19 protein-coding genes are annotated in these 19,728 nt (G+C 62.1%); 14 read left to right on the top strand and 5 right to left on the bottom strand.

All coding sequences use genetic code 11. The features are described from left to right. The first annotated feature begins 23 nt into the window (after positions 1–23). From HBO09_RS12725 to HBO09_RS12715, 3 genes are all read left to right on the top strand, one after another. On the top strand, positions 24–1,355 hold the full coding sequence (locus HBO09_RS12725) for an HD domain-containing phosphohydrolase (protein WP_169993978.1): 1,332 nt from the start codon (positions 24–26) through the stop codon (positions 1,353–1,355). 278 nt (positions 1,356–1,633) lie between these two features. Continuing rightward, complete coding sequence (locus HBO09_RS12720; protein ID WP_169993975.1) at positions 1,634–2,047, top strand: NUDIX domain-containing protein; 414 nt, start codon at positions 1,634–1,636, stop codon at positions 2,045–2,047. Positions 2,048–2,072: 25 nt separating this feature from the next. After that, the gene (locus HBO09_RS12715; RefSeq protein ID WP_169993972.1) at positions 2,073–2,711 is read left to right on the top strand and encodes a LysE family translocator; all 639 of its coding nucleotides are present in this window, start codon (positions 2,073–2,075) and stop codon (positions 2,709–2,711) included. Positions 2,712–2,714: 3 nt separating this feature from the next. Here the strand turns inward: HBO09_RS12715 and metR are convergent, their stop codons facing one another. After that, positions 2,715–3,632, bottom strand: a complete 918-nt coding sequence (gene metR, locus HBO09_RS12710) for a transcriptional regulator MetR (protein ID WP_032859924.1) — start codon at positions 3,630–3,632, stop codon at positions 2,715–2,717. Positions 3,633–3,814: 182 nt separating this feature from the next. Between metR and HBO09_RS12705 the strand changes: the two genes are divergently transcribed. The 5 genes from HBO09_RS12705 (at position 3,815) to HBO09_RS12685 (ending at position 7,476) form a co-directional block, all read left to right on the top strand. Further along, entirely contained in the window at positions 3,815–4,834 is a 1,020-nt protein-coding gene (locus HBO09_RS12705; RefSeq protein WP_169993969.1) for an alpha/beta hydrolase, read from the top strand. 61 nt (positions 4,835–4,895) lie between these two features. Continuing rightward, positions 4,896–5,549, top strand: coding sequence for a DsbA family oxidoreductase (locus HBO09_RS12700; protein WP_169993967.1), 654 nt, complete (start codon positions 4,896–4,898; stop codon positions 5,547–5,549). A gap of 219 nt (positions 5,550–5,768) precedes the next feature. After that, a complete protein-coding gene (locus HBO09_RS12695) occupies positions 5,769–6,689 on the top strand; it encodes an arginase (protein ID WP_169993963.1) in 921 nt (306 codons plus the stop codon). Then, complete coding sequence (locus HBO09_RS12690; protein WP_065944150.1) at positions 6,686–7,066, top strand: EamA family transporter; 381 nt, start codon at positions 6,686–6,688, stop codon at positions 7,064–7,066. The genes HBO09_RS12695 and HBO09_RS12690 overlap by 4 nt, the downstream gene beginning before the upstream one ends. Beyond that, complete coding sequence (locus HBO09_RS12685; RefSeq protein WP_029297410.1) at positions 7,063–7,476, top strand: EamA family transporter; 414 nt, start codon at positions 7,063–7,065, stop codon at positions 7,474–7,476. The genes HBO09_RS12690 and HBO09_RS12685 overlap by 4 nt, the downstream gene beginning before the upstream one ends. A gap of 170 nt (positions 7,477–7,646) precedes the next feature. On the opposite strand, the gene HBO09_RS12680 is transcribed toward HBO09_RS12685, so the two are convergent. Next, complete coding sequence (locus tag HBO09_RS12680; protein ID WP_169993960.1) at positions 7,647–8,411, bottom strand: MipA/OmpV family protein; 765 nt, start codon at positions 8,409–8,411, stop codon at positions 7,647–7,649. Between the two features lie 230 nt (positions 8,412–8,641). Between HBO09_RS12680 and HBO09_RS12675 the strand changes: the two genes are divergently transcribed. The 6 genes from HBO09_RS12675 (at position 8,642) to HBO09_RS12650 (ending at position 16,006) form a co-directional block, all read left to right on the top strand. After that, the gene (locus HBO09_RS12675; RefSeq protein ID WP_169993957.1) at positions 8,642–9,340 is read left to right on the top strand and encodes an MtnX-like HAD-IB family phosphatase; all 699 of its coding nucleotides are present in this window, start codon (positions 8,642–8,644) and stop codon (positions 9,338–9,340) included. Next, entirely contained in the window at positions 9,333–10,727 is a 1,395-nt protein-coding gene (locus HBO09_RS12670) for an aminotransferase class III-fold pyridoxal phosphate-dependent enzyme (RefSeq protein ID WP_029295153.1), read from the top strand. The genes HBO09_RS12675 and HBO09_RS12670 overlap by 8 nt, the downstream gene beginning before the upstream one ends. Next, positions 10,724–11,578 (top strand): alpha/beta fold hydrolase, encoded by an 855-nt coding sequence (locus HBO09_RS12665; protein ID WP_104910839.1) that lies wholly within the window; start codon positions 10,724–10,726, stop codon positions 11,576–11,578. Before HBO09_RS12670 ends, HBO09_RS12665 begins: the two co-directional genes overlap by 4 nt. A 138-nt stretch (positions 11,579–11,716) precedes the next feature. Continuing rightward, a complete protein-coding gene (locus HBO09_RS12660; protein ID WP_169993954.1) occupies positions 11,717–12,844 on the top strand; it encodes a GNAT family N-acetyltransferase in 1,128 nt (375 codons plus the stop codon). Further along, entirely contained in the window at positions 12,841–14,619 is a 1,779-nt protein-coding gene (locus tag HBO09_RS12655) for an ATP-binding protein (RefSeq protein ID WP_169993950.1), read from the top strand. Before HBO09_RS12660 ends, HBO09_RS12655 begins: the two co-directional genes overlap by 4 nt. After that, positions 14,609–16,006, top strand: a complete 1,398-nt coding sequence (locus HBO09_RS12650) for a sigma-54 dependent transcriptional regulator (protein WP_169907045.1) — start codon at positions 14,609–14,611, stop codon at positions 16,004–16,006. Before HBO09_RS12655 ends, HBO09_RS12650 begins: the two co-directional genes overlap by 11 nt. A gap of 119 nt (positions 16,007–16,125) precedes the next feature. Here the strand turns inward: HBO09_RS12650 and HBO09_RS12645 are convergent, their stop codons facing one another. From HBO09_RS12645 to HBO09_RS12635, 3 genes are read right to left on the bottom strand one after another with little or no spacing between them, the layout of a single operon-like run. After that, positions 16,126–16,455, bottom strand: coding sequence for a GlpM family protein (locus HBO09_RS12645; protein WP_169994054.1), 330 nt, complete (start codon positions 16,453–16,455; stop codon positions 16,126–16,128). Between the two features lie 19 nt (positions 16,456–16,474). After that, on the bottom strand, positions 16,475–17,815 hold the full coding sequence (locus HBO09_RS12640) for a sigma-54 dependent transcriptional regulator (protein ID WP_169993947.1): 1,341 nt from the start codon (positions 17,813–17,815) through the stop codon (positions 16,475–16,477). Next, on the bottom strand, positions 17,812–19,713 hold the full coding sequence (locus HBO09_RS12635) for a sensor histidine kinase (RefSeq protein WP_169993944.1): 1,902 nt from the start codon (positions 19,711–19,713) through the stop codon (positions 17,812–17,814). Before HBO09_RS12635 ends, HBO09_RS12640 begins: the two co-directional genes overlap by 4 nt. Positions 19,714–19,728 lie beyond the last annotated feature (15 nt).

The following is a 19,728-nucleotide window of genomic DNA, read 5'->3' as shown; positions in this document are numbered from 1 at the left end:
TTCAAGTTACAGCAGGTATCGCCATGGATGAGCAACTCGTTACAACCTCCCCTTACAAACCCACGGTTTTGCTGGTGGATGATGAAGAGTCGATCCTCAACAGCCTGCGTCGCCTGCTACGCGGGCAGCCCTATGAAGTGTTGCTGGCCGGCAGCGGCGCCCAGGCCCTGGAAATCATGGCTGCCCAGACTGTCGACCTGGTGATGACGGACGCGCGGATGCCGGCCATGGACGGTGCGACGCTGCTGGCCGAGACCCACCGCCTGTATCCGGCGACGTCTCGGATCCTGCTGACGGGCTACGCTGACCTGACGATGATCATCAAGGCCATCAACGAGGGGCAGATCCATCGCTATATCAGCAAACCGTGGAACGATGAGGAAATGCTCCTGGTCTTGCGCCAGTCCCTGGAGCACCAGTATTCCTACCGCGAACGGCTGCGCCTGGAGCAACTGACCCAGCAACAGAATGATCAGCTCAAGGCCCTTAATGCCACCCTGGAAAAGCGCGTACTCGCGCGCACCAGCGAGTTGCAGCAAACCGCCGACATGCTTGACCTGGCCTACGATGAACTCAAGCGCAGCTACGTGACCGGCACCGAGGTGTTTTCCCTGCTGGCCAACTTGCGCCTGCCCAAGGAAAAGCAGACTAATCGGCCATTGATCGAGTTGATCCGGGTGTATTGCCGGGCCCAGGCGATGGATGAGTCCAGTGTGCGCGACCTGACCATGGCTGCGGCGCTCTACAACGTCGGCAAGTTGAGCTGGACCGACAGAATGATGATCGCCCCCGCTGACCTGCTGCACAGCACCGACCGCGAGCTTTATCGGACCTACCCGACCCAGAGCGAATCCCTGCTGATGACCCTGGAACCGATGAAGGATGCCGCGCGCATCATCCGCCATCACCAGGAACGCTGGGACGGCAGTGGTTTCCCTGACCATCTCAAGGGTGAGGGGATTCCCTTTGGTTCGCGCTTGCTCAAGCTGGCGGTGGATTTTATCGAACTGCAGCGCGGCTTGATTCTTGAGCGGCAGATGAACAGCGACGAGGCGCTGCTGTATATCCGCAAATACGCTGGGCGCCTGTATGACCCGGACATGGTGGAAGACTTCGTCCAGGCCTGCGCGGCATTCCTCAGCGACGTGACCCTGGGCGACCCGACGGTCAAGGTGCTCGGCACTCGCGAGCTGGCCGAAGGCATGGTCCTGGCGCGCAACCTCAATGCCGACAACGGCATGCTGCTGCTCAACGCCGGCAAAGTGCTCAACCTGCCGCTGGTGGACAAGCTGATCGCGTTTGAAGCGATGGAAGGCGCCAAGTACAGCGTATTCATCAAGGAACCCGAAGAGTAAGCCAGCTGTGGCTGTGGCTGTGGCTGTTGTTGTGGTTGTGACTGTGGTTGTGGCGAGCGGGCTTGCCCCGCGCTGGGCTGCGAAGCGGCCCCAGACCTGCCAATGAGTTTTAACTGAAAGAACGCAGTGAACGGATTAGGGCCGCTTCGCAGCCCAGCGCGGGGCAAGCCCGCTCGCCACAGCTACAGCCACAACCACAACCACAACCACAAGGTGGCATTGCAGCACGGAGCACAGTCATGTGATCCTTCGCGCCTTTATTCCAAGGCGCTTATTTCATGTCCAAGACCATCCGTATCGCCGCCGCCCTGTTGATCGGTAGCGACGGCCAGACCCTGCTGGTGCGCAAGCGCGGTACCCAGGCCTTCATGCAACCGGGCGGCAAGATCGATGCGGGCGAGCAGCCGGCGCAGGCCCTGGCGCGTGAACTGCACGAAGAGCTTGGCTTGCGGATCGACCCGGCTGCGGCGCAGTACCTTGGGCATTTCTCGGCACCGGCAGCCAATGAGCCAGGGTTTACCGTGGAGGCCGAGCTGTTTGAAGTGCGTATTGATGTGCCGGTAAACCCCGCCGCCGAGATCGAAGAAGTGCGCTGGATCGACCCGGCAGGCGACGGCGGCCTGCAGTTGGCGCCCTTGACACGTGATCTGATCCTGCCGTTCTATCGAGCATCGCTGACCACCACTGCCTGAGCTGTCGGGCACAAAGGACTGAGCCGTGATCCCTCTCAATGACTTGCTGATTTTTGCCGCTGCCTCGCTGCTGCTGGTGCTGACCCCCGGGCCGAATATGATCTATTTGATCTCCCGTTCGATTTGCCAGGGCCGCAAGGCCGGGGTGACGTCGTTGCTGGGGGTGGTCGCGGGGTTTTTTGTGCACCTGTTCGCGGCGGCCGCCGGTTTGACCGCCGTGTTTCTCACCGTGCCGCTGGCCTATGAAGTACTGAAGTGGGCCGGTGCGCTGTACCTGCTGTGGTTGGCCTGGCAGGCAGTGAAACCGGGCGCGCGTTCGCCGTTCGAGGCCCAGCAACTGCCCGCTGACTCGCCGCGCAAGCTGGTAACCATGGGCTTTCTGACCAGCGCACTAAACCCGAAAATCGCCGTGTTCTACCTGTCGGTGTTCCCGCAGTTCATCACCCCGGAGCACGGCTCGATCTTCACCCAGAGCCTGATGCTGGGCTTTACCCAGATCAGCGTCAGCTTTGTGGTCAACTTGCTGATCTCGCTGTGCGCCGCCAGCATCGCCGCGTGGTTTATCCACAACCCAACGTGGCTGGCGGTGCAGCGCTATTTCATGGGATTCGTGCTGGCGGCCCTGGCGGTGCGCCTGATGCTCGAGCAACGGCGCAACGCGTGAACATCAACGGACCGCGCTGACCCCATCCAGGGTCGAAAACGACGTGTCCTTGGCCGTCAGCAAAAAGTCGCGCATGTACGGCGCATCCAGCATATCCGCACGGATTCCGGCGTACAGCGTGGCAAACAACCCCTTTTCTCCCAGCCGCTTGGCCTTCACATAACCCCGCGAGCTGTACTCATGCAGCGCCCAGTGGGGCATGCCACATACACCGCGGCCGCTGGCCACCAACTGCATCATCATTACCGTCAGCTCCGAGGTACGCACCTGGGCGGGTTCGACGTCGGCGGGTTCCAGGAAACGGGTGAAGATGTCCAGGCGATCACGTTCCACCGGGTAGGTGATCAGGGTTTCGCTGAGCAAATCCTCGGGCACGATATACGGCTTGTTCGCCAGCGCGTGCTGGTTGGCGACCGCGAGCATTGCTTCGTAGGTGAACAGCGGCACATAGGTGATGCCCGCCAGTTCCAGTGGGTCGGAGGTCACCACCAGGTCCAGGTCGCCACGGGCCAGGGCCGGCAGCGGGGCGAAGGCAAAGCCGGAGGCCAGGTCCAGCTCGACCTCTGGCCAGGCATCGCGGAACTGGTCGATGGTCGGCATCAGCCACTGGAAGCAGCTGTGGCATTCGATCGCCATGTGCAGGCGCCCGGCAGTGCCACCGGCCAGGCGCGCGATATCCCGTTCGGCCCCGCGCAGCAGCGGCAGGGTGGCATCCGCCAGTTGCAGCAGGCGCAAGCCGGCGCTGGTGAAGCGCACGGGCTTGGTCTTGCGCACAAACAGCGGCATGCCCATGCGTTCTTCCAGCTCCTTGAACTGGTGGGACAACGCCGACTGAGTCAGGTGCAGGCGTTCGGCGGCTTCCACCAGGCTGTCGGCCTCGCGCAAGGCGTGCAGGGTCTTGAGATGACGGATTTCGAGCACGGGCTCTCCATGAAGATAATTTGTGACAAGTTCGAATGGCGTGAGTTTGTCTCATGTTGCCGAATCTGTCGACCATGACCGCTGGGCACTCTTCATCAAACTGTCACGTAACTGTGGCAGCGCGCTTGAACAAACTTCATCAGACTCGCGCTCTACTGGGGTTCTGCGTTTCGGTGTTTTTCATGCGCGTGTTGCTTTTACTGGCCGCCTTACTGTTCGGCCTGCCGTCTTTTGCGGCGTCTCGATGTGATGTCAATGTCCCGACTGAGCGGGTCGATCTGGACCAGGTGAGCCTGGCGTACCAGAGCATTGGTCGTGCTTCCGATCCGGCTTTGCTGCTGGTGATGGGCCTGGGTGGGCAATTGATCCACTGGCCGGACGAAGTGGTGGTCGCCCTGTGCCAACAAGGTTTCCGGGTGATCCGCTACGACAACCGCGACGTCGGCCTGTCCACCTGGCGCCAGGCGCCCGCCAGCGCCAACCTGACCTTTGAAGTGCTGCGCTACAAACTGGGCCTGCCGGTGGCCGCGCCCTACACCCTGACCGATATGGCCGACGACGCCCTGGGGTTGATGGATGCGCTGCAGGTGCGCCAGTTCCATGTGCTGGGCGCCAGCATGGGCGGGATGATCGCCCAGCACCTGGCGGCCATGGCCCCGCAGCGCGTGGAAAGCCTGACCCTGATCATGACCAGTTCCGGCGCCGAAGGCCTGCCCGCGCCGAATGCCGCGCTGGTACAACTGCTGTCACGGCGCAGCGCGCCCAACCGCGAAGTGGCCCTGGAGCAGCAGGCCGATTTGCTCGCGGCCCTGGGCAGCCCCGAGGTCAAGGATGACCGCCAGGCCCTGTTGCAGCAGGCGGCGCAGTCCTACGACCGGGCATTCAACCCCGAGGGTGTGAAGCGCCAGATCATGGCAATCCTTGCCGAGCCGAGCCGGGTACCGTTGCTCAATCAATTGCGGGTGCCGACCCTGGTGGTCCACGGCACAGCCGACCCGCTGCTGCCGGTGATGCATGGCGTACATCTGGCGGCGCATATCCAGGGCAGCCAGTTGCGGCTGATCCCGGGCTTGGCTCACCGTTTCCAGGAGGCGTTCAAGGCACCGTTGCTGGCGGCGGTGTTGCCTTACCTGCAAGCTCACCGCGAAGAAGCGGCGCATTGGGCGCAGGTCGATCCGTTGCTGCCCGCCAAGGTTTTATGAGCGGCGCCTAGGGGTGTATGGTGCGAGCTTTGTGGCGTGTAATGCCTGCGAGGTTGCGTAAATGAGTACTTCCCTGAAAATCGATTTCGTCAGCGACGTGTCCTGCCCCTGGTGCATCATCGGCCTGCGCGGCCTGACCGAAGCCCTGGACCAACTGGGCGCCGAAGTGCAGGCCGAGCTCCACTTCCAGCCCTTCGAACTGAACCCGAACATGCCCGCCGAAGGGCAGAACATCGTTGAGCACATCACCGAAAAATACGGCTCCACTGCCGAAGAATCCCAGGCCACCCGCGCCCGCATCCGCGACATGGGCGCTGCGCTGGGCTTTGCGTTTCGTACCGATGGCCAGAGCCGTATCTACAATACCTTCGACGCCCATCGCCTGTTGCATTGGGCCGGCCTCGAGGGGTTGCAGTACAACCTCAAGGAAGCGCTGTTCAAGGCCTATTTCAGCGATGGCCAGGACCCTTCCGACCACGCTACCTTGGCAATCATTGCCGAAAGCGTCGGGCTGGACCTCAAGCGCGCTGCAGAGATTCTGGCTTCGGACGAGTACGCCGCACAAGTGCGCGAGCAGGAGCAACTGTGGGTATCGCGCGGGGTGAGTTCGGTGCCGACCATCGTGTTCAACGACCAGTACGCGGTCAGCGGCGGGCAGCCGGCTGAGGCGTTTGTCGGCGCGATCCGCCAGATCATCAACGAAGCCAAAAGCTAACAAACACCACCGACCAAATGTGGGAGCGGGCTTGCTCGCGAAAGCGGTATATCAGCTAAGTATTTCTTAACTGACCCACCGCCTTCGCGAGCAAGCCCGCTCCCACACAAGCCAGTCCTCACATAAGCTCCCACATTGGCTCCTGGCCCATCCCTTGCATTACCCCCTTAAAGCCCAGCCGGCGTGCGGTTGGGCGCTGCCAAGGGGTGAAACATTACCTTGAATATCCTCGATCTCGACCACAGCCTTACGGCCCAGGCACCTATTGCCCTGCGTCTGGCCAGCGGTCACGCCACGCGCCTGGACCTGCTCGACCTGGGCCCGAAATTGCGCCTGTGGTCCACCGAAAAAACCTGGAAACGCTTTGCCCAGCGCCTGGCCCAACGGCCCCGGCCGACCACGGCGCGACCCGAAATCTTCTTTGTCGGCTCTGGCGATTATCACCACCTGACCCCGGCCTTTCTCGCCGAGGTGCAGGAGCCCATCAGCCTGATCCACTTCGATAACCATCCCGACTGGGTGCGCCTGGCACCGCGCCGGCACTGCGGTTCGTGGGTCAACCAGGCCCTGAAGATGCCGGCGATCAAGCGCATCGTCACCCTCGGCCCCTGCAGCGATGACCTGCATAACCCGCAACTGCGCGGCGGCAACCTGGGCGCCCTCAAGCGCGGGCACTTGCAGTTGTTTCCCTGGCAGCACGCGCCGTCGAAAGTCTGGGGCCGGGTAGGGGATGGCGCCGGCCATGCGCAGCAGGAAAATCATCTGCACTGGCGCAACCTGGCTGAGCTCGACTGGGGCGTATTCCTTGAGCAAATGATCGCCAGCCTGCCCACTGAGGCCGTGTGGATCACCCTGGACAAAGACGTGCTGGCCAGCGAAGACGCCGCCACCAACTGGGACCAGGGCGGCATGCGCCTGACGCATCTGCTGCAAGCCCTGCGGGCGTTGGCGGCGAGCAAGCGGATCATTGGCATCGACGTGTGTGGCGAGTTTGCCCAGCCTGCATTCAGCAACGCGTTCAAACGCTGGGAAGCCAAGTCCGATCAGCCGCCGGCTGAGCGCTGGAGCGCGGACGATTTGCTGCGCAACGCGGCGACCAATGAAGCGTTGATCAACCTGTTTGAGGAGCTGTTCCCGTGACCCTGACCGTGGTGGTGTTATTGGTCTTTTCCATCGTGCTCGATGTGATTGGCCAGTTGTGTTTCAAGCTGGGCGTGGACCGCTTGCCCGAGATCAATGGCGGTTTTCGCCTGAGTGCATTTTGGGGCCAGGTGCTCAATGCACCGTTGCTCTGGGCGGGCATCGGCGCCTATGTGATTGAATTTTTCGTGTGGCTGGAGGCCTTGTCCCGTGCGCCCCTGAGCCTGTTGTTTCCGCTGGCGGCGCTGGCGTATTGCCTGGTGGTGCTGGTGGGCAAAGTCGTACTGGGGGAAACCGTCAGCCGCCGTCGCTGGCTGGGTACCCTGGTGATTACGGCCGGCGTGATGCTGGTTGCTGTTGCGGGGACTCAAGCATGAATTCGGAAAATATCGCTATCCGTCCGGTTGGCTGGCTGCACGGTCGCCTGGGGACGCTGGTGTTGTGGGCGTTGTTAATCTTGACCGAAAGCGGCGGCCAGTTGTTTACCAAGGTGGCCGGCGATCAGCTGGGGCAGATGGATTTCAATTGGCAATGGTTGGCGGCAGTGGCGGTCAACCCGGGGATTCTGGCGGCGATCGCCTGTTATATCGGCGCGTTCTTTGTGTGGATGCTGATCCTGCGGCGCAGCAGCCTGTCCCTGGCTTTCCCCCTGAGTTCGCTGGTGTTCGTGGTGGTGTTGCTCGGCTCGTGGCTGGGCCTGGGCGAGCACATCAGCTTCCTGCACTGGGTGGGCGTGGTGGTGATCATTGGCGGGATCGCGCTCTTGGCCGAGGGCGAAGAAAACTAATCCCAGGCTGGAATGCCGGACAAATGTGGGAGCGGGCTTGCTCGCGAAGGCGGTGGGTCAGTTAAGTAATTCCAGGCTGACACACCGCCTTCGCGAGCAAGCCCGCTCCCACATTTTTGACCGTATCCCACAGGATGGACGCGGTCGAATGGGGCTTGGGCTTTGGACAATCAATCGAAGGTATAGCTGATCGCTGTCTGTACCTGCCCCTGGTTCACCTCGCCGGTCTGGCGCACGATGCTGCTATCGGCCGCCGAACCTGTCAGGTGTACCCAACTGGCACTGGCCAGCAGCGACCACTTGGGCGCCAGCGGGATCTGCAGGCTCTGGGTCAATGTCAGGTTCTGGAACCCGCCGCTGGCGTTGTACGGGCGAATTCCCGAGGCTTGCGCCTCATGCTCATCGACCCCGAAAAACGTCTGGGTCAGGTTATCGTCGGCAAAGTGCGCCACCAGTCCCGTACTGCCAATGACCCCGCCGCCCAGCGGATAACCCAGTTCGCCGCCGAGCTTGCCGAGTACGCCGCTCTGGTCATTGGCGCCACCAACGCTGCGCCCCAGCTGCGCATAGACCCGCCAGAAATCGGCCGGCGCATACTGGATAAACCCGCCGACCTCGGCCATGTCCGACACGTCCCGCAGGCCCTTTAGCGGCCCGTTGGCCGTGCGTCCCGGCAGGTAATTGAGGTACGGCCCGGCACTCAAGCCATTGCTGTTGAGCGCGCTCCAGGTCAGGCCGTCATCGGTATCGAGGCTGACGTCTCCCCAATCGAGGTCGAAGTACGGCACCGGCACCGTCTGATAGCGGCTGGCGGTGGGTTCCCGTGGCTGATAGCTCAGGCCCAGACCTACCTCGCCGCTGATGCCGGCAGCCGCTGCCGAGCCCGTCCATAACCCCAGGACGCCGGCGCACACCAGCGAAGTCACCCTGAACATATTGCTTGCTCCTCTTGCAAAACATGCGCGCATGAACGCGCAGGCGCGGGTGCTTATGCAAGCACTCATATTGTTTGTAGCGACCTACAAAAATTGTAGCTTCGCCGCAGCCTTTATCACCCTGGCATGCCCGCGAGCCCCAGCCCTGCTGGGTTTTGCCCACTTGGCACAGTCCCTGCTCTATCCCTTGTAACGGCGCATCAGCGCGCTAGCATCCAAGGTAAACGCAGATGAATGACTGGCATATCGTGTGTGACTTCGATGGGACCATCACACCCACCGATGTCATCGACAACGTTCTCCAACGCTTCGCAGGCCCCGAATGGGAAACCATCGAGCAGCAATGGCTGGACGGCCATATCGGTTCGCGTGAATGCCTGAGCCGCCAACTGGCGCTGATCAAGGCGACACCGACCGAGCTGCTGGCGTACTTCGACACGGTCGAGATCGATCCGGACTTCCCGGATTTCGTCGACCATGTCCTTGGTCTCGGTGCTTCCCTTGAGGTGGTCAGCGACGGCATCGAGCAGGGCATCGCGCGGATCCTCTCGCGCAACTACGTGACCCTGTTGCCGATCATCGCCAACCGCCTGCGCCAGGTCGACCAAAACAGCTGGCGCATCGACTTCCCGCACACCAGCGATGCCTGCCGTGCGGCCTCGGGCAACTGCAAATGCAAGTCCACCCCGCGCAACAAGCGGGTGTTGGTGATCGGCGACGGCAAGTCCGATATGTGCGTATCGACCACCGCTGATTTCGTCTTCGCCAAAGGCAGCCTGGCGCAGTACTGCCAGGCCCACGCCATCCCCCATCTGCGCTTCGACACCTTTGCCGAACTGCCGGCCTTGCTGGCCAAGCTGCCCCAGGGCATTGCCGCCAACGCCACCCATTTCATTTCAGAAAATCAGGAACTCTTTCATCATGTCTGATATCCGTATCGCTACCGCCGAAGACCAGGTTCTGCTGGATAAAGAAGCCAAATACTGCTCCTACGGCGACACCGTCCACTACATCGACCCACCGCGTATCTTCAGCCGCTGCGAAGGCTCCTATGTGTGGGACACCGAAGACCAGGCCTACCTCGACCTGCAAATGTGGTACTCGGCGGTCAACTTCGGCTACGCCAACCCGCGCCTGAACAATGCGCTGAAACAGCAGATCGATACCCTGCCGCAAATCGCCAGCCAGTACCTGCACAAGGGCAAGATCGAGCTGTCGGAAATGATCGCGGTGGATGCCAAGAAAAAATTCGGCCTCGATGGCCGCGTACATTTCAACGTCGGCGGTTCGCAGTCCATCGAGGACTCCCTGAAGGTGGTGCGTAACGCCTGCAACGGCAAGAGCCTGATGTTCGCCTTCGAAGGCGGCTACCACGGGCGCACCCTCGGCGCGTCGTCCATCACCTCCAGCTACCGCTACCGTCGCCGCTACGGCCACTTTGGCGAGCGTGCCAACTTCATCCCGTTCCCGTACCACTTCCGTGGGCCAAAGGGCATGACCAAGGAAGAATACGGCAGCCACTGCGTGCAGCAATTCGCGCGCCTGTTCGAGACCGAATACAACGGTGTCTGGGACCCGAAAGTCGGCCAGAGCGAATACGCAGCGTTTTACGTCGAGCCGATCCAGGGCACCGGCGGCTACGTGATCCCGCCGATGAACTTCTACAGCGAACTCAAGCAGGTGCTCGACCAGCACGGCATCCTGATGGTGGTCGACGAAATCCAGATGGGCTTCTGGCGCACCGGCAAGTTGTGGTCGATCGAGCACTTCGATGTGCAACCGGACGTGATCGTGTTCGGTAAAGCCCTGACCAACGGCCTTAACCCCCTGGGCGGCATCTGGGCCAAGGAAGAGCTGATCAACCCGAAACTGTTCCCGCCGGGTTCCACTCACTCCACCTTCGCCTCCAACCCGCTGGGCACGGCGGTGGGCCTGGAAATGTTCAAGATGACCAGCGAAGTCGATTACGGCGCGATGGTCATGGCCAAGGGCAAATACTTCCTTGAAGGCCTGCAGGACCTGCAAAAACGCTTCCCGATCATCGGCGATGTGGATGGCCTGGGTCTGGCCTTGCGCTGTGAAATCTGCGGCCCTGATGGTTTCACCCCAGACAAGGCGACCCTGGACTACATGGTTGAGGAAGGCATGAAAGGCGACATGCTGGTAGACGGCCAGAAACTCGGGTTGATCCTCGATGTGGGCGGCTACTACAAGAACGTCATCACCCTGGCGCCGTCCCTGGAAATCAGCTACCCGGAAATCGACCTGGGCTTGAAGCTGCTGGAGCAACTGCTGACCCGAGCGATGAAGCGGTGAGTCTGGCCGATATCGATCTCGGCGAAGGCAACGCCGGCTTCGTTCTCGGCAACGGTCCGGTCGGGGTCCTGTTGATCCACGGCCTGACCGGCACCCCGACCGAGTTGCGTCGGGTTGCCCAGGGCCTGGTCAAGGCGGGTAATTGCACGGTGTACGTGCCCACCCTGGCCGGGCACTGCGGGGGCAACGAAGACCTGCAGGCCACCGGCTGGCGCGATTGGTACGAGGGGGTGCGCAAGACCTTTGTCGGCGTGCAGCAGCGTCATGCGCAGGTGTTTGTCGGTGGCTTGTCCATGGGCGCGGTGATGTCGATGTACCTGGCTTCGGAGTTTCCGGGCCAGGTCGCGGGGTTGCTGATGTACTCCACGACCCTCAAGTACGACGGTTGGAGCATCAACAAAATGGCGTTCATCACGCCGTTGCTGATCCGTATTCCGTTCGGCGTGCGCCTGTTCCGCTTTACCGAGAAGCCGCCCTACGGCATCAAGAACGAACGCCTGCGGGCGATCGTCGAGCGGCAGATGAAAGAGGGGGAGAGCAGTGAAGCCGGGCTGTTGACCATGGAAGGCGTCACCGTGCGCGAGTTGCACTGGATGAACGCCGTGGTGAAAAAACGCATGCCATCGATCAAAACCCCAGCGCTGGTGCTGCACTCCATCGAGGACGACATCACCAGCCGCTGGAACGCCGACTACGTGGAACGCCACCTTGGCGGCCCGGTGACCAAGATCCTGTTGGACAACTGCTACCACATGATCACCGTCGACCTGCAATACCGGCGGGTGATCGAGTTGAGTGCCGACTTCATCGAGCAGCACGCCACTCCCGTGGACGAATATCGCCGGGCCTGACACCGCCCCCTGTAGGAGCGGGCTTGCCCGCGATGGTCGTTAACGATGACACGTACTGTCTGGTTCAACGCGGCGCCCTTGAGTTTTTCGCTGGCAAGCCAGCTCCTACAGGGGTTGGCGTTAGATTAAGGAACTGCTGTGATCAGCGCTAAAGCCTATTCAACCATCCACGCCATCGAACGCAGTGCCTGGAACGACTGTTTTCCCCAAGCGCTGGAGGATTGGGATTACTACGTCGCCGTGGAAAACGCCGCCATCGACGATTTCCAATGGCGCTACCTGGCCCTCTATGAGGATGGGCGGCTGCTGGCGGTGGCCCCGGCGTTCATCACCCATTACCGCCTCGACACCACCATCTCGGGCGTGGGCAAACGCGTTACCCAACGCCTGGAGCGCTGGTGGCCCGGGGTGTTGCGCCTGGGCCTGTACGCCATCGGTTCGCCGGTGGCCGAACAGTGTCATGCCGGTGTCGCCAGCCATGTGCCGGCGGCGCGTCGTGGCGCCTTGCTGCAACAACTGCTGGCCGCTGCACGGCGCGATGCCGATGCGTCCGGTATCGGTTTGCTGGCGGTCAAAGACGCACCGACCCGGGATCAGGACTGGACCGACAGCTGCAAGGCTGCCGGCCTGCACAGCATGCCGAGCCTGCCTACCGGGTTGCTGCCGCTGCCCTACGGCTCGGTGGATGCCTACCTGGGCTCCCTGGGCAAATCCACGCGCAAGGACTTGCGGCGCAAGCTGCGTGCGCCGGGGCCGCAGGTGGAGTGGCGAGACAATGTGGATGACGTGTTGCCGGATATCATGCGTCTCTACGAAGCGACCCTGGCCCGCGCCGACCTGCAATTCGAACGCCTGCCCGCCGGTTATTTCAGCCAGGTGCTCGCCCAGCTTGAACAACGGGCGCGCTGTGTACTTTACTGGGTGGACGGGCAATTGGTGGCGTTCAACCTGGTGCTGCTCGACCAGCACCGCCTGATCGACAAGTTCTTTGCCCACGACCTGGCCCACAGCCGCGAACACAACCTGTACTTTCGCAGTTGGCTGACCAACGTCGACTACTGCATCGAACATAATATTGCGCTGTATGAGTGCGGGCAGGCCGGGTATGCCAGTAAGCTACGCCTGGGCTGCGAGTTCGCCGGCAATACGCTGTTTTTCCAGCACCGCAACCGCTTGCTCGACACCCTGCTCAAGGTGGTAAAAGTGTTTATTCGCCCGGACCGATCCGACCCTGCCATGGCTGCTGCAATAAGCGAAACCCGATGATTGCCAAAACCCGCCAGAAAGCCCGCCCGTTTGCCATTTCCCGCTGGAGCCTGCAGCGCAAGCTGGTGTTGGCGTTCTGGCTGGTGACGGTGATCCCGACGATGATCGCCGCAGAGCTGGCGGCCACCACCCTGTCGCAGATTTTCGACAGTAACGTGCGCATCTGGCTGCAAGAGTCGACCCGCATCGTCAAGGACGAAGTCAGCGACATCCTCCACGACAACGCCCGTGTGGCGCAGATCTTCCTGCGTTATGTGCGTGCGCCCTCCAGCCATGAAGCAATGCGGCATGACCGTTTGATCGCGGACATTGCCAGCGCCACTGATATTGACGTGGTAACGCTGATTCGCAGCAGTGACAACAAGGTGATGTTCAGCACCGTGGGCGATGATGTGGTGAAGCAAATCAGCCTCGCGCCCAATGCCGTATTGCAAACCGTGCAGGTTGGCGGCGTGGCCACCGGGGCGGTGATTTCCTCGTTTGAAACCACTCAGGACGGTGTCGATTACGAACTGTTGGTGGGCACTTATCTGGACAGCAGCTTCCTGACCAGTGTTGCCGAGGTCCACTCCCTGGACTTGCGCCTGTACCTGGCCAACACCGACGGTTTCTCGGAGATCTTCTCGACCCAGCGTTTTGAAGACCACCCCACCCGCGTGCCGAAATCCGTGGAAACCCTGCTGCGCAGCACCAAGCAGCCTAGCGAGCAGTTCACCAGCAACTACAGTGGCCTGTACTGGCCGATCTTCAATGACACCGGCGAGTTGCAGGGCGTGATCTTCAGCGGCCTGCTACGCCACACCAGCCTGGTGGGGCTGGTGAACCAGAGCAATCTGTTCGTGCTGATCTTCCTGCTCAGCTCCGCCTTGTCCCTGGGCGCGGGCGTGCTGGTTTCACGGCACCTGACGCGGCCGCTGCGCGAGTTGTCCCAGGGCGTGAGTGCGGTGATCAGCGGCAACTACCAGCACCGCGTGGCCGTCACCGGCGGTGACGAGCTGGCGCAATTGAGCAGCACCTTCAACCATATGACCGAGCGCCTGGGCGAGTTGCATCACCTTGAAGCCCAACTGCGCCGCCGCGACCGCCTGCATGCCCTGGGCGAAGTGGCGATGGGCCTGGCCCATGAAATCCGTAACCCCCTGGGCATCATCAAGACCGCGACGCAGTTGCTGCACCGGCGCACGGACCTGCCGGAGACCGACAAGCGCCACCTGGAATATGTGGTCAGCGAAGTCAGCCGGATCAATGACCTGATCACCGACTTTCTCGACTTCGCCAAACCCAGTGAGCCCCTGCGCAGCCAGCAACTGGCGCGGCCGCTGGTGGAAGAAATCCTCGGGTTCTGCGCGCCGGAGCTGGCGAGCCACGCCATCGACGCCCATCTCGACGACCAGGCGCCCGGCGCGACCCTCTATGTGGACGCCAAGCAATTCAAGCAGGCGTGCCTGAACCTGATTCTCAACGCCATCGATGCCATGCCCCAGGGTGGGCGCCTGACGTTAAGCATCAGCCGCGCGGATCAGTCCACGGTGATCAGTGTCAGCGACAGCGGGCAGGGCATCCCGGCAGAGATGATCGAGCGGATCTTTACCCCCTTCGTCACCACCAAGGCCTCGGGCACTGGCCTTGGCCTGGCGAAAGTCTATTCGATCATGGAAAGTCACGATGGCCGCATCGAATGCACCAGCGAGAAGGATGCCGGCGCCACCTTCAGCCTGTACATTCCGGCCAACGGTGAAGATGACGGCGACGACGAGGACAGTCATGACGCATAACATATTGGTGGTCGACGACGAGCCCAAGCTCTGCGATTTGCTGGCGTCGGCCCTGAGCCAGAACGATATCCAGGTGTTTATCGCCGGCAATGGCCTGCATGCCCTCAAGGTGCTGGAGCAGGAAGATATCGACCTGGTGATCAGCGACTGGCGCATGCCCGGCATGGACGGCCCGCAGCTGCTGGCCGAGATCAAGGTGCGCTACCCGCAGTTGCCGGTGATCGTGATGACGGCCTACAGCACCGTGAAAAATGCCGTGCAGTCGATGCGCAATGGTGCCTACGACTACATTGCCAAGCCCTTCGATATCGACGAGCTGGATATCACCGTGGCCAAGGCCTTGCAGTTTCGCGACATCATGCGCGACAACGCACGGCTGCGCGCCGAGCTCGACGAGCACGCGCAGTTCGACAGCCTGGTGGGCGACAGCCCAGCGTTCCGCCGTGTGCTGCAAGCGGTGGATTCGGTGCGCGAAAGCAACGCCACCATCCTGTTGACCGGCGAAAGCGGCACCGGCAAGGAAATGGTCGCCCGCGCCATTCACAAGCATGGCAACCGCGCCGATAAACCCTTTGTCGCGGTCAATTGCGCCGCGATCCCCGAAGGCTTGCTGGAAAGCGAAATGTTCGGCCATCGCAAGGGCGCCTTTACCGGCGCCGTGGCCGACCGGGTCGGGCGTTTCATGCAGGCCGACAAGGGCACGCTGTTTCTCGACGAGGTGGGCGATATGCCCTTGGCGTTGCAGGCCAAGATCCTGCGCGCCTTGCAGGAACGGGTGATTGAGCCGGTGGGTGACCCGCGCGAGCGCAAGGTGGATGTGCGGGTGATTGCCGCCACCAACAAGAACCTGTTGGAAGCGGTGGCGAACAAGGAGTTTCGCGAGGACCTCTACTACCGTCTCAACGTGTTCCCAATCCCGCTGCCCGCCCTGCGCGAGCGTGTCGAAGACATCGCCCCGCTGGCCCGCCACTTCGCCCGCAGCTTGAGCGCCAATGCCGGTAAACGCATCACCGGCTTCAGCGCAGATGCCTTGCAGGCCATGGCCGCCTACAGCTGGCCGGGCAACATCCGCGAGCTGCAAAACTGCGTGGAGCGCGCGACCATCGTGGCAGCGAGCCCGGTGATTGAAGATATCGACTTGCCAGCCTATCTGTTCGCGTCGCAGCCGACGGCGGGCGATGTAACGACGATTCTCAGCGAGGGCCCGGGCGTGCCTCGGGACCTGGATGCCGCGCTGGCAGAAGTAGAGAAGGCGTACATCCTGGCGGCGCTGCAGGAGAGCAATGGCGTGCAGGCGGCGGCGGCGACGAGAATCGGGATCTCCGAGCGCAGCTTTTGGTACCGTTTGAAAAAGCTCGGGATCCAGATCGACAAGATCGTGCGCTGAAACGCTGATCAAAATGTGGAAGCGGGCTTGCTCGCGAAAGCGGTGTATCAGTCAATTTAGATGTCGACTGATACACCGCTTTCGCGAGCAAGCCCGCTCCCACATGTGATTGAGGTGAATCAGGCGTGGATGCGTACCCACACGCTGACCAGCACCGTCGCGGCCATCAGCCAGGCTACTGCAGCCACTGCCAGCGAGGCCTCCAGACGCATGCGGTCGACCATCACATACAAGGTCGCCAGGTACACAAAGTACGGAATGATCGACCACATGCCGAACACAATCGTGGTTTTCAAGTCGTCCACCGAGCGGCCCTTGCCGACGATGTAGTGGGCGATCAAGGCAAAGGTCGGAAACAGCGGCACCAGGCCGGCGATGTAGTAGTTCTTGGTCTTGGCTAGCACTGCCAAAAGCAACACCACCGCCGCACCGAGGGCGGCCTTGAAGATTAAATCCACGCGGTACTCCTCAGTGGCTCAGGCCGTATTTCTTGACCTTGTCGAACAGGGTGGTCTTGGCCATTCCCAGTTCCAGGCTGGCCTGGGTCAGGTTGCCGCCGCTGCGCTGCAGGGCGTCGCTGAGCAGGTTGCGCTCAAAGGCTTCCACCGCCTCGGTAAAAGCCAGGCCATGGTTATCGGGGCTGGTGCCGCTTTTCTTGAAGGCCGGCAGGCCCAGGGCAAAACGTTCGGCGACGTTGCGCAGCTCACGCACGTTGCCGGGCCAGTCATGGCTCATCAGGCTGGACAGGGTCTGGTTGTCCAGCTCCGGGGCGATGCGGTCGAAGCGCAGGGAAGATTGCTGCAGGAAGTGTTCGAACAGTTGCAGGATATCTTCGCGACGCTCGCGCAGCGGCGGCAGCTCCAGGGTTACTACGTTCAGGCGGTAGTACAAGTCGCTGCGGAACTGGTTGGCGCGGCTCAATTCGTCGAGATCGGACTTGGTGGCGGCGATCACCCGGCAATCCACGGCCACGCTCTGGTTCGAACCCAGGCGTTCCAGGGTGCGCTCCTGCAAGACCCGCAGCAGTTTGATCTGCAGGTTCATCGGCATGCTTTCCACTTCGTCGAGGAACAGCGTGCCTTCGTGGGCGTGTTCGATCTTGCCGATACGCCGCTTGCCCGCGCCGGTAAAGGCGTTGGCTTCGTGGCCGAAAATCTCGCTTTCAAACAGGTTTTCCGGCAGGCCACCGCAGTTCAGGGCCACGAATTGGTGGGCGTGGCGGCGGCTGAAGTCGTGCAGGCAGCGGGCGACCAGTTCCTTGCCGGTGCCGGTCTCGCCTTCGATCAGCACGTTGGCCGAGGTATCGGCGACGTTGGCGATCAATTCCCGCAGGTTCTGCATCGCCGGCGAGCGCCCGATGATCCGGCCTTCCAGGGAGTCACGCTCGGCCAGTTGCCGGCGCAGCGCCCAGACTTCCCGGGCCAGGCCGCGTTGTTCGAGGGCGCGGCGCACCACGTCCACCAGACGCTCTGGGGAAAAGGGTTTTTCCATGAAGTCATAGGCGCCATTGCGCATCGCGCCCACGGCCATGGAGATGTCGCCGTGGCCGGTGATCAGCACCACCGGCAGGCTTTTATCCAGGGCCTTGAGGCGGGTCAACAGCTCCAGGCCGTCGATGCCGGGCAGGCGGATGTCACTGATCACAATGCCGGCAAAGTTCTCGCCGACGCGCTGCAGGGCCTCTTCGGCACTGGCCACGCCGACGCTGGGAATATCTTCCAGGGCCAGGGCTTGCTGGCAGCCGAGCAACACATGGGGATCGTCTTCGACGATCAGCACGGTCAGTTCGGTATTGGGTTGGCTGTTCATATCGATTCGCCGGGTTGATGGCCTGCCAGGGGCAGGCTCAGGACAAAGGCCGTACCACCATCGGCCGGGTGCTCGACGGCCAGATTGCCGCCGGTGGCCGCCGCGAGGCTGGCCGACAGGGTCAGGCCCAGGCCCAACCCTTGCTCGCCGGGTTTGGTGGTAAAAAAGGGTTCGAACAAATGCTTGCGGGTCTCAGGGGCGATGCCATGCCCGTTGTCCCGCACCCGCAGGCGGTATTTGCCATCGCTAATGTCACTTTCCAGCCACAGCTCGGGGGCGGGTTGGGCGTGCATTGCATCCAGGGCGTTGCCGATCAGGTTGACCAGGATCTGCTCAAGGCGCGTTTGGTCGATCTGCAACGTGGCCTGGCTAAAGCCGCGGTGTACGGTCAGCGGCAGGCTGTCGAGGCGGCTGCCCAGGACCTGGAACGCTGCGTCCACGGCCTTGCCCAGGCTGGCTTCACCCTGGTCGTCGCCACGTCGGGCGAACGAGCGCAGGCTGGCGGTGATGCGGCCCATGCGGTCGATCAGTTCATTGATGGTCTTGAGGTTGGTGCTGGCAGTATCCAGGGCGCCGCGTTCGAGGAAGCGCACGGTGTTGCCAGACAAGGTGCGCAAGGCTGCCAGGGGTTGGTTCAGTTCATGGGCAATGCTGGTGGACATCTGGCCGATGGCTGCCAGCTTGCCGGCCTGGACTAACTCGTCCTGGGCCCGGCGCAGGGTCTCTTCGGCCTGGCGTCGTTCGCGGATCTGCGCCTTGAGCCGTTCGTTGCTGGCGCGCAGGTCGGCGGTGCGCTCGGCGATCCGCCGCTCCAGTTGGTTGTTGGCTTCCTGCAGGGCCTCACGGGCGGCCAGGCGTGTGGCGATGACCTTGCGCCGCTCATTCCAGGCAATCAGCAGGAACGCCACCAGGGCAAAGGCCACCGCAACCAGGATGCCCTGGTTGATCGCTGCCTGGCGCAGGTCGTTGAGCGGGGTGAGCAGGGTGAAATTCCACGGTGTGTCGTTCAGCGGCCGGGTCTGGGCCAGGTAGGTGACCTCCTGGTCGTCGGCCACTACTTCACTGTTGGCGGGGAAGGTCAGCTTTTCGGTGCCGGCGTCGAGGTGTTCGCGGGCCAGGGGTTGCAGTTCGTTGAGGGTCGCCCAGTAATACTGCAGGCTGCGGGCCAGGCGCTCCTTGGTCTCGTCGCTCAGCGGGCGTACGGCCTTGAGCCGGCGCGCCGGGTCACTGGAGAGGATGATGATGCCGTTCTCGTCGCTGACAAAGGCCTCCAGGCGCGCGCGCTGCCAGCGCTCTTCCAACGCTTCCAGGCGCACCTTGACCACCGCGACGCCAATGATCTTGCCGCGTTCTTCCAGGCCATGGGCCAGGTAGTAGCCAGGTTCGCCATTGGTGCTGCCGATGCCATAGAAACGGCCCGGCTGGCCACGCACCGCATTCTGGAAATAGGCGCGGAACGACAGGTCTTCACCCAGGTAACTGTCGACATCGCGCCAGTTACTGGTGGCCATCACCCGGCCGGTGGTGTCCATCACATAAATCGCCCGACTGCGGCTGCGCCGGTTCAGGCCTTCGAGGTATTCGTTGACTGCTTGGCGGTGTTCCGGATTGGGTTCGGCCAGCAGTTTGGAAACGCTGGACTCCAGCTCCAGCAGGCTGGGCAGGTAGGTGTATTTGCTGATTTCACTTTCGACCGTGCGCGCATGCAACTCTAACTGGCGCTCACCGTTCTCGCCCAGGGTGCGGATGCCGTAGTACTCGCTGGTCCAGAAGCCGATAAAGCCCAGGCCGATCATCAACAGGATGATCAGGGGCGGCAGGAACAATTGGCGAATCAGACGGGGCTTCACGGCAAGTGATGGCGGGGCGGCGCGATAGAGGGTGGGGTCGCATTTCATCACAGATGCCTTGGG

Origin of the sequence: Pseudomonas sp. WS 5027 (assembly GCF_012985695.1) — a bacterium.
Lineage (GTDB): Bacteria > Pseudomonadota > Gammaproteobacteria > Pseudomonadales > Pseudomonadaceae > Aquipseudomonas > Aquipseudomonas hygromyciniae.
This window is presented reverse-complemented; position numbering and strand designations above follow the sequence as displayed.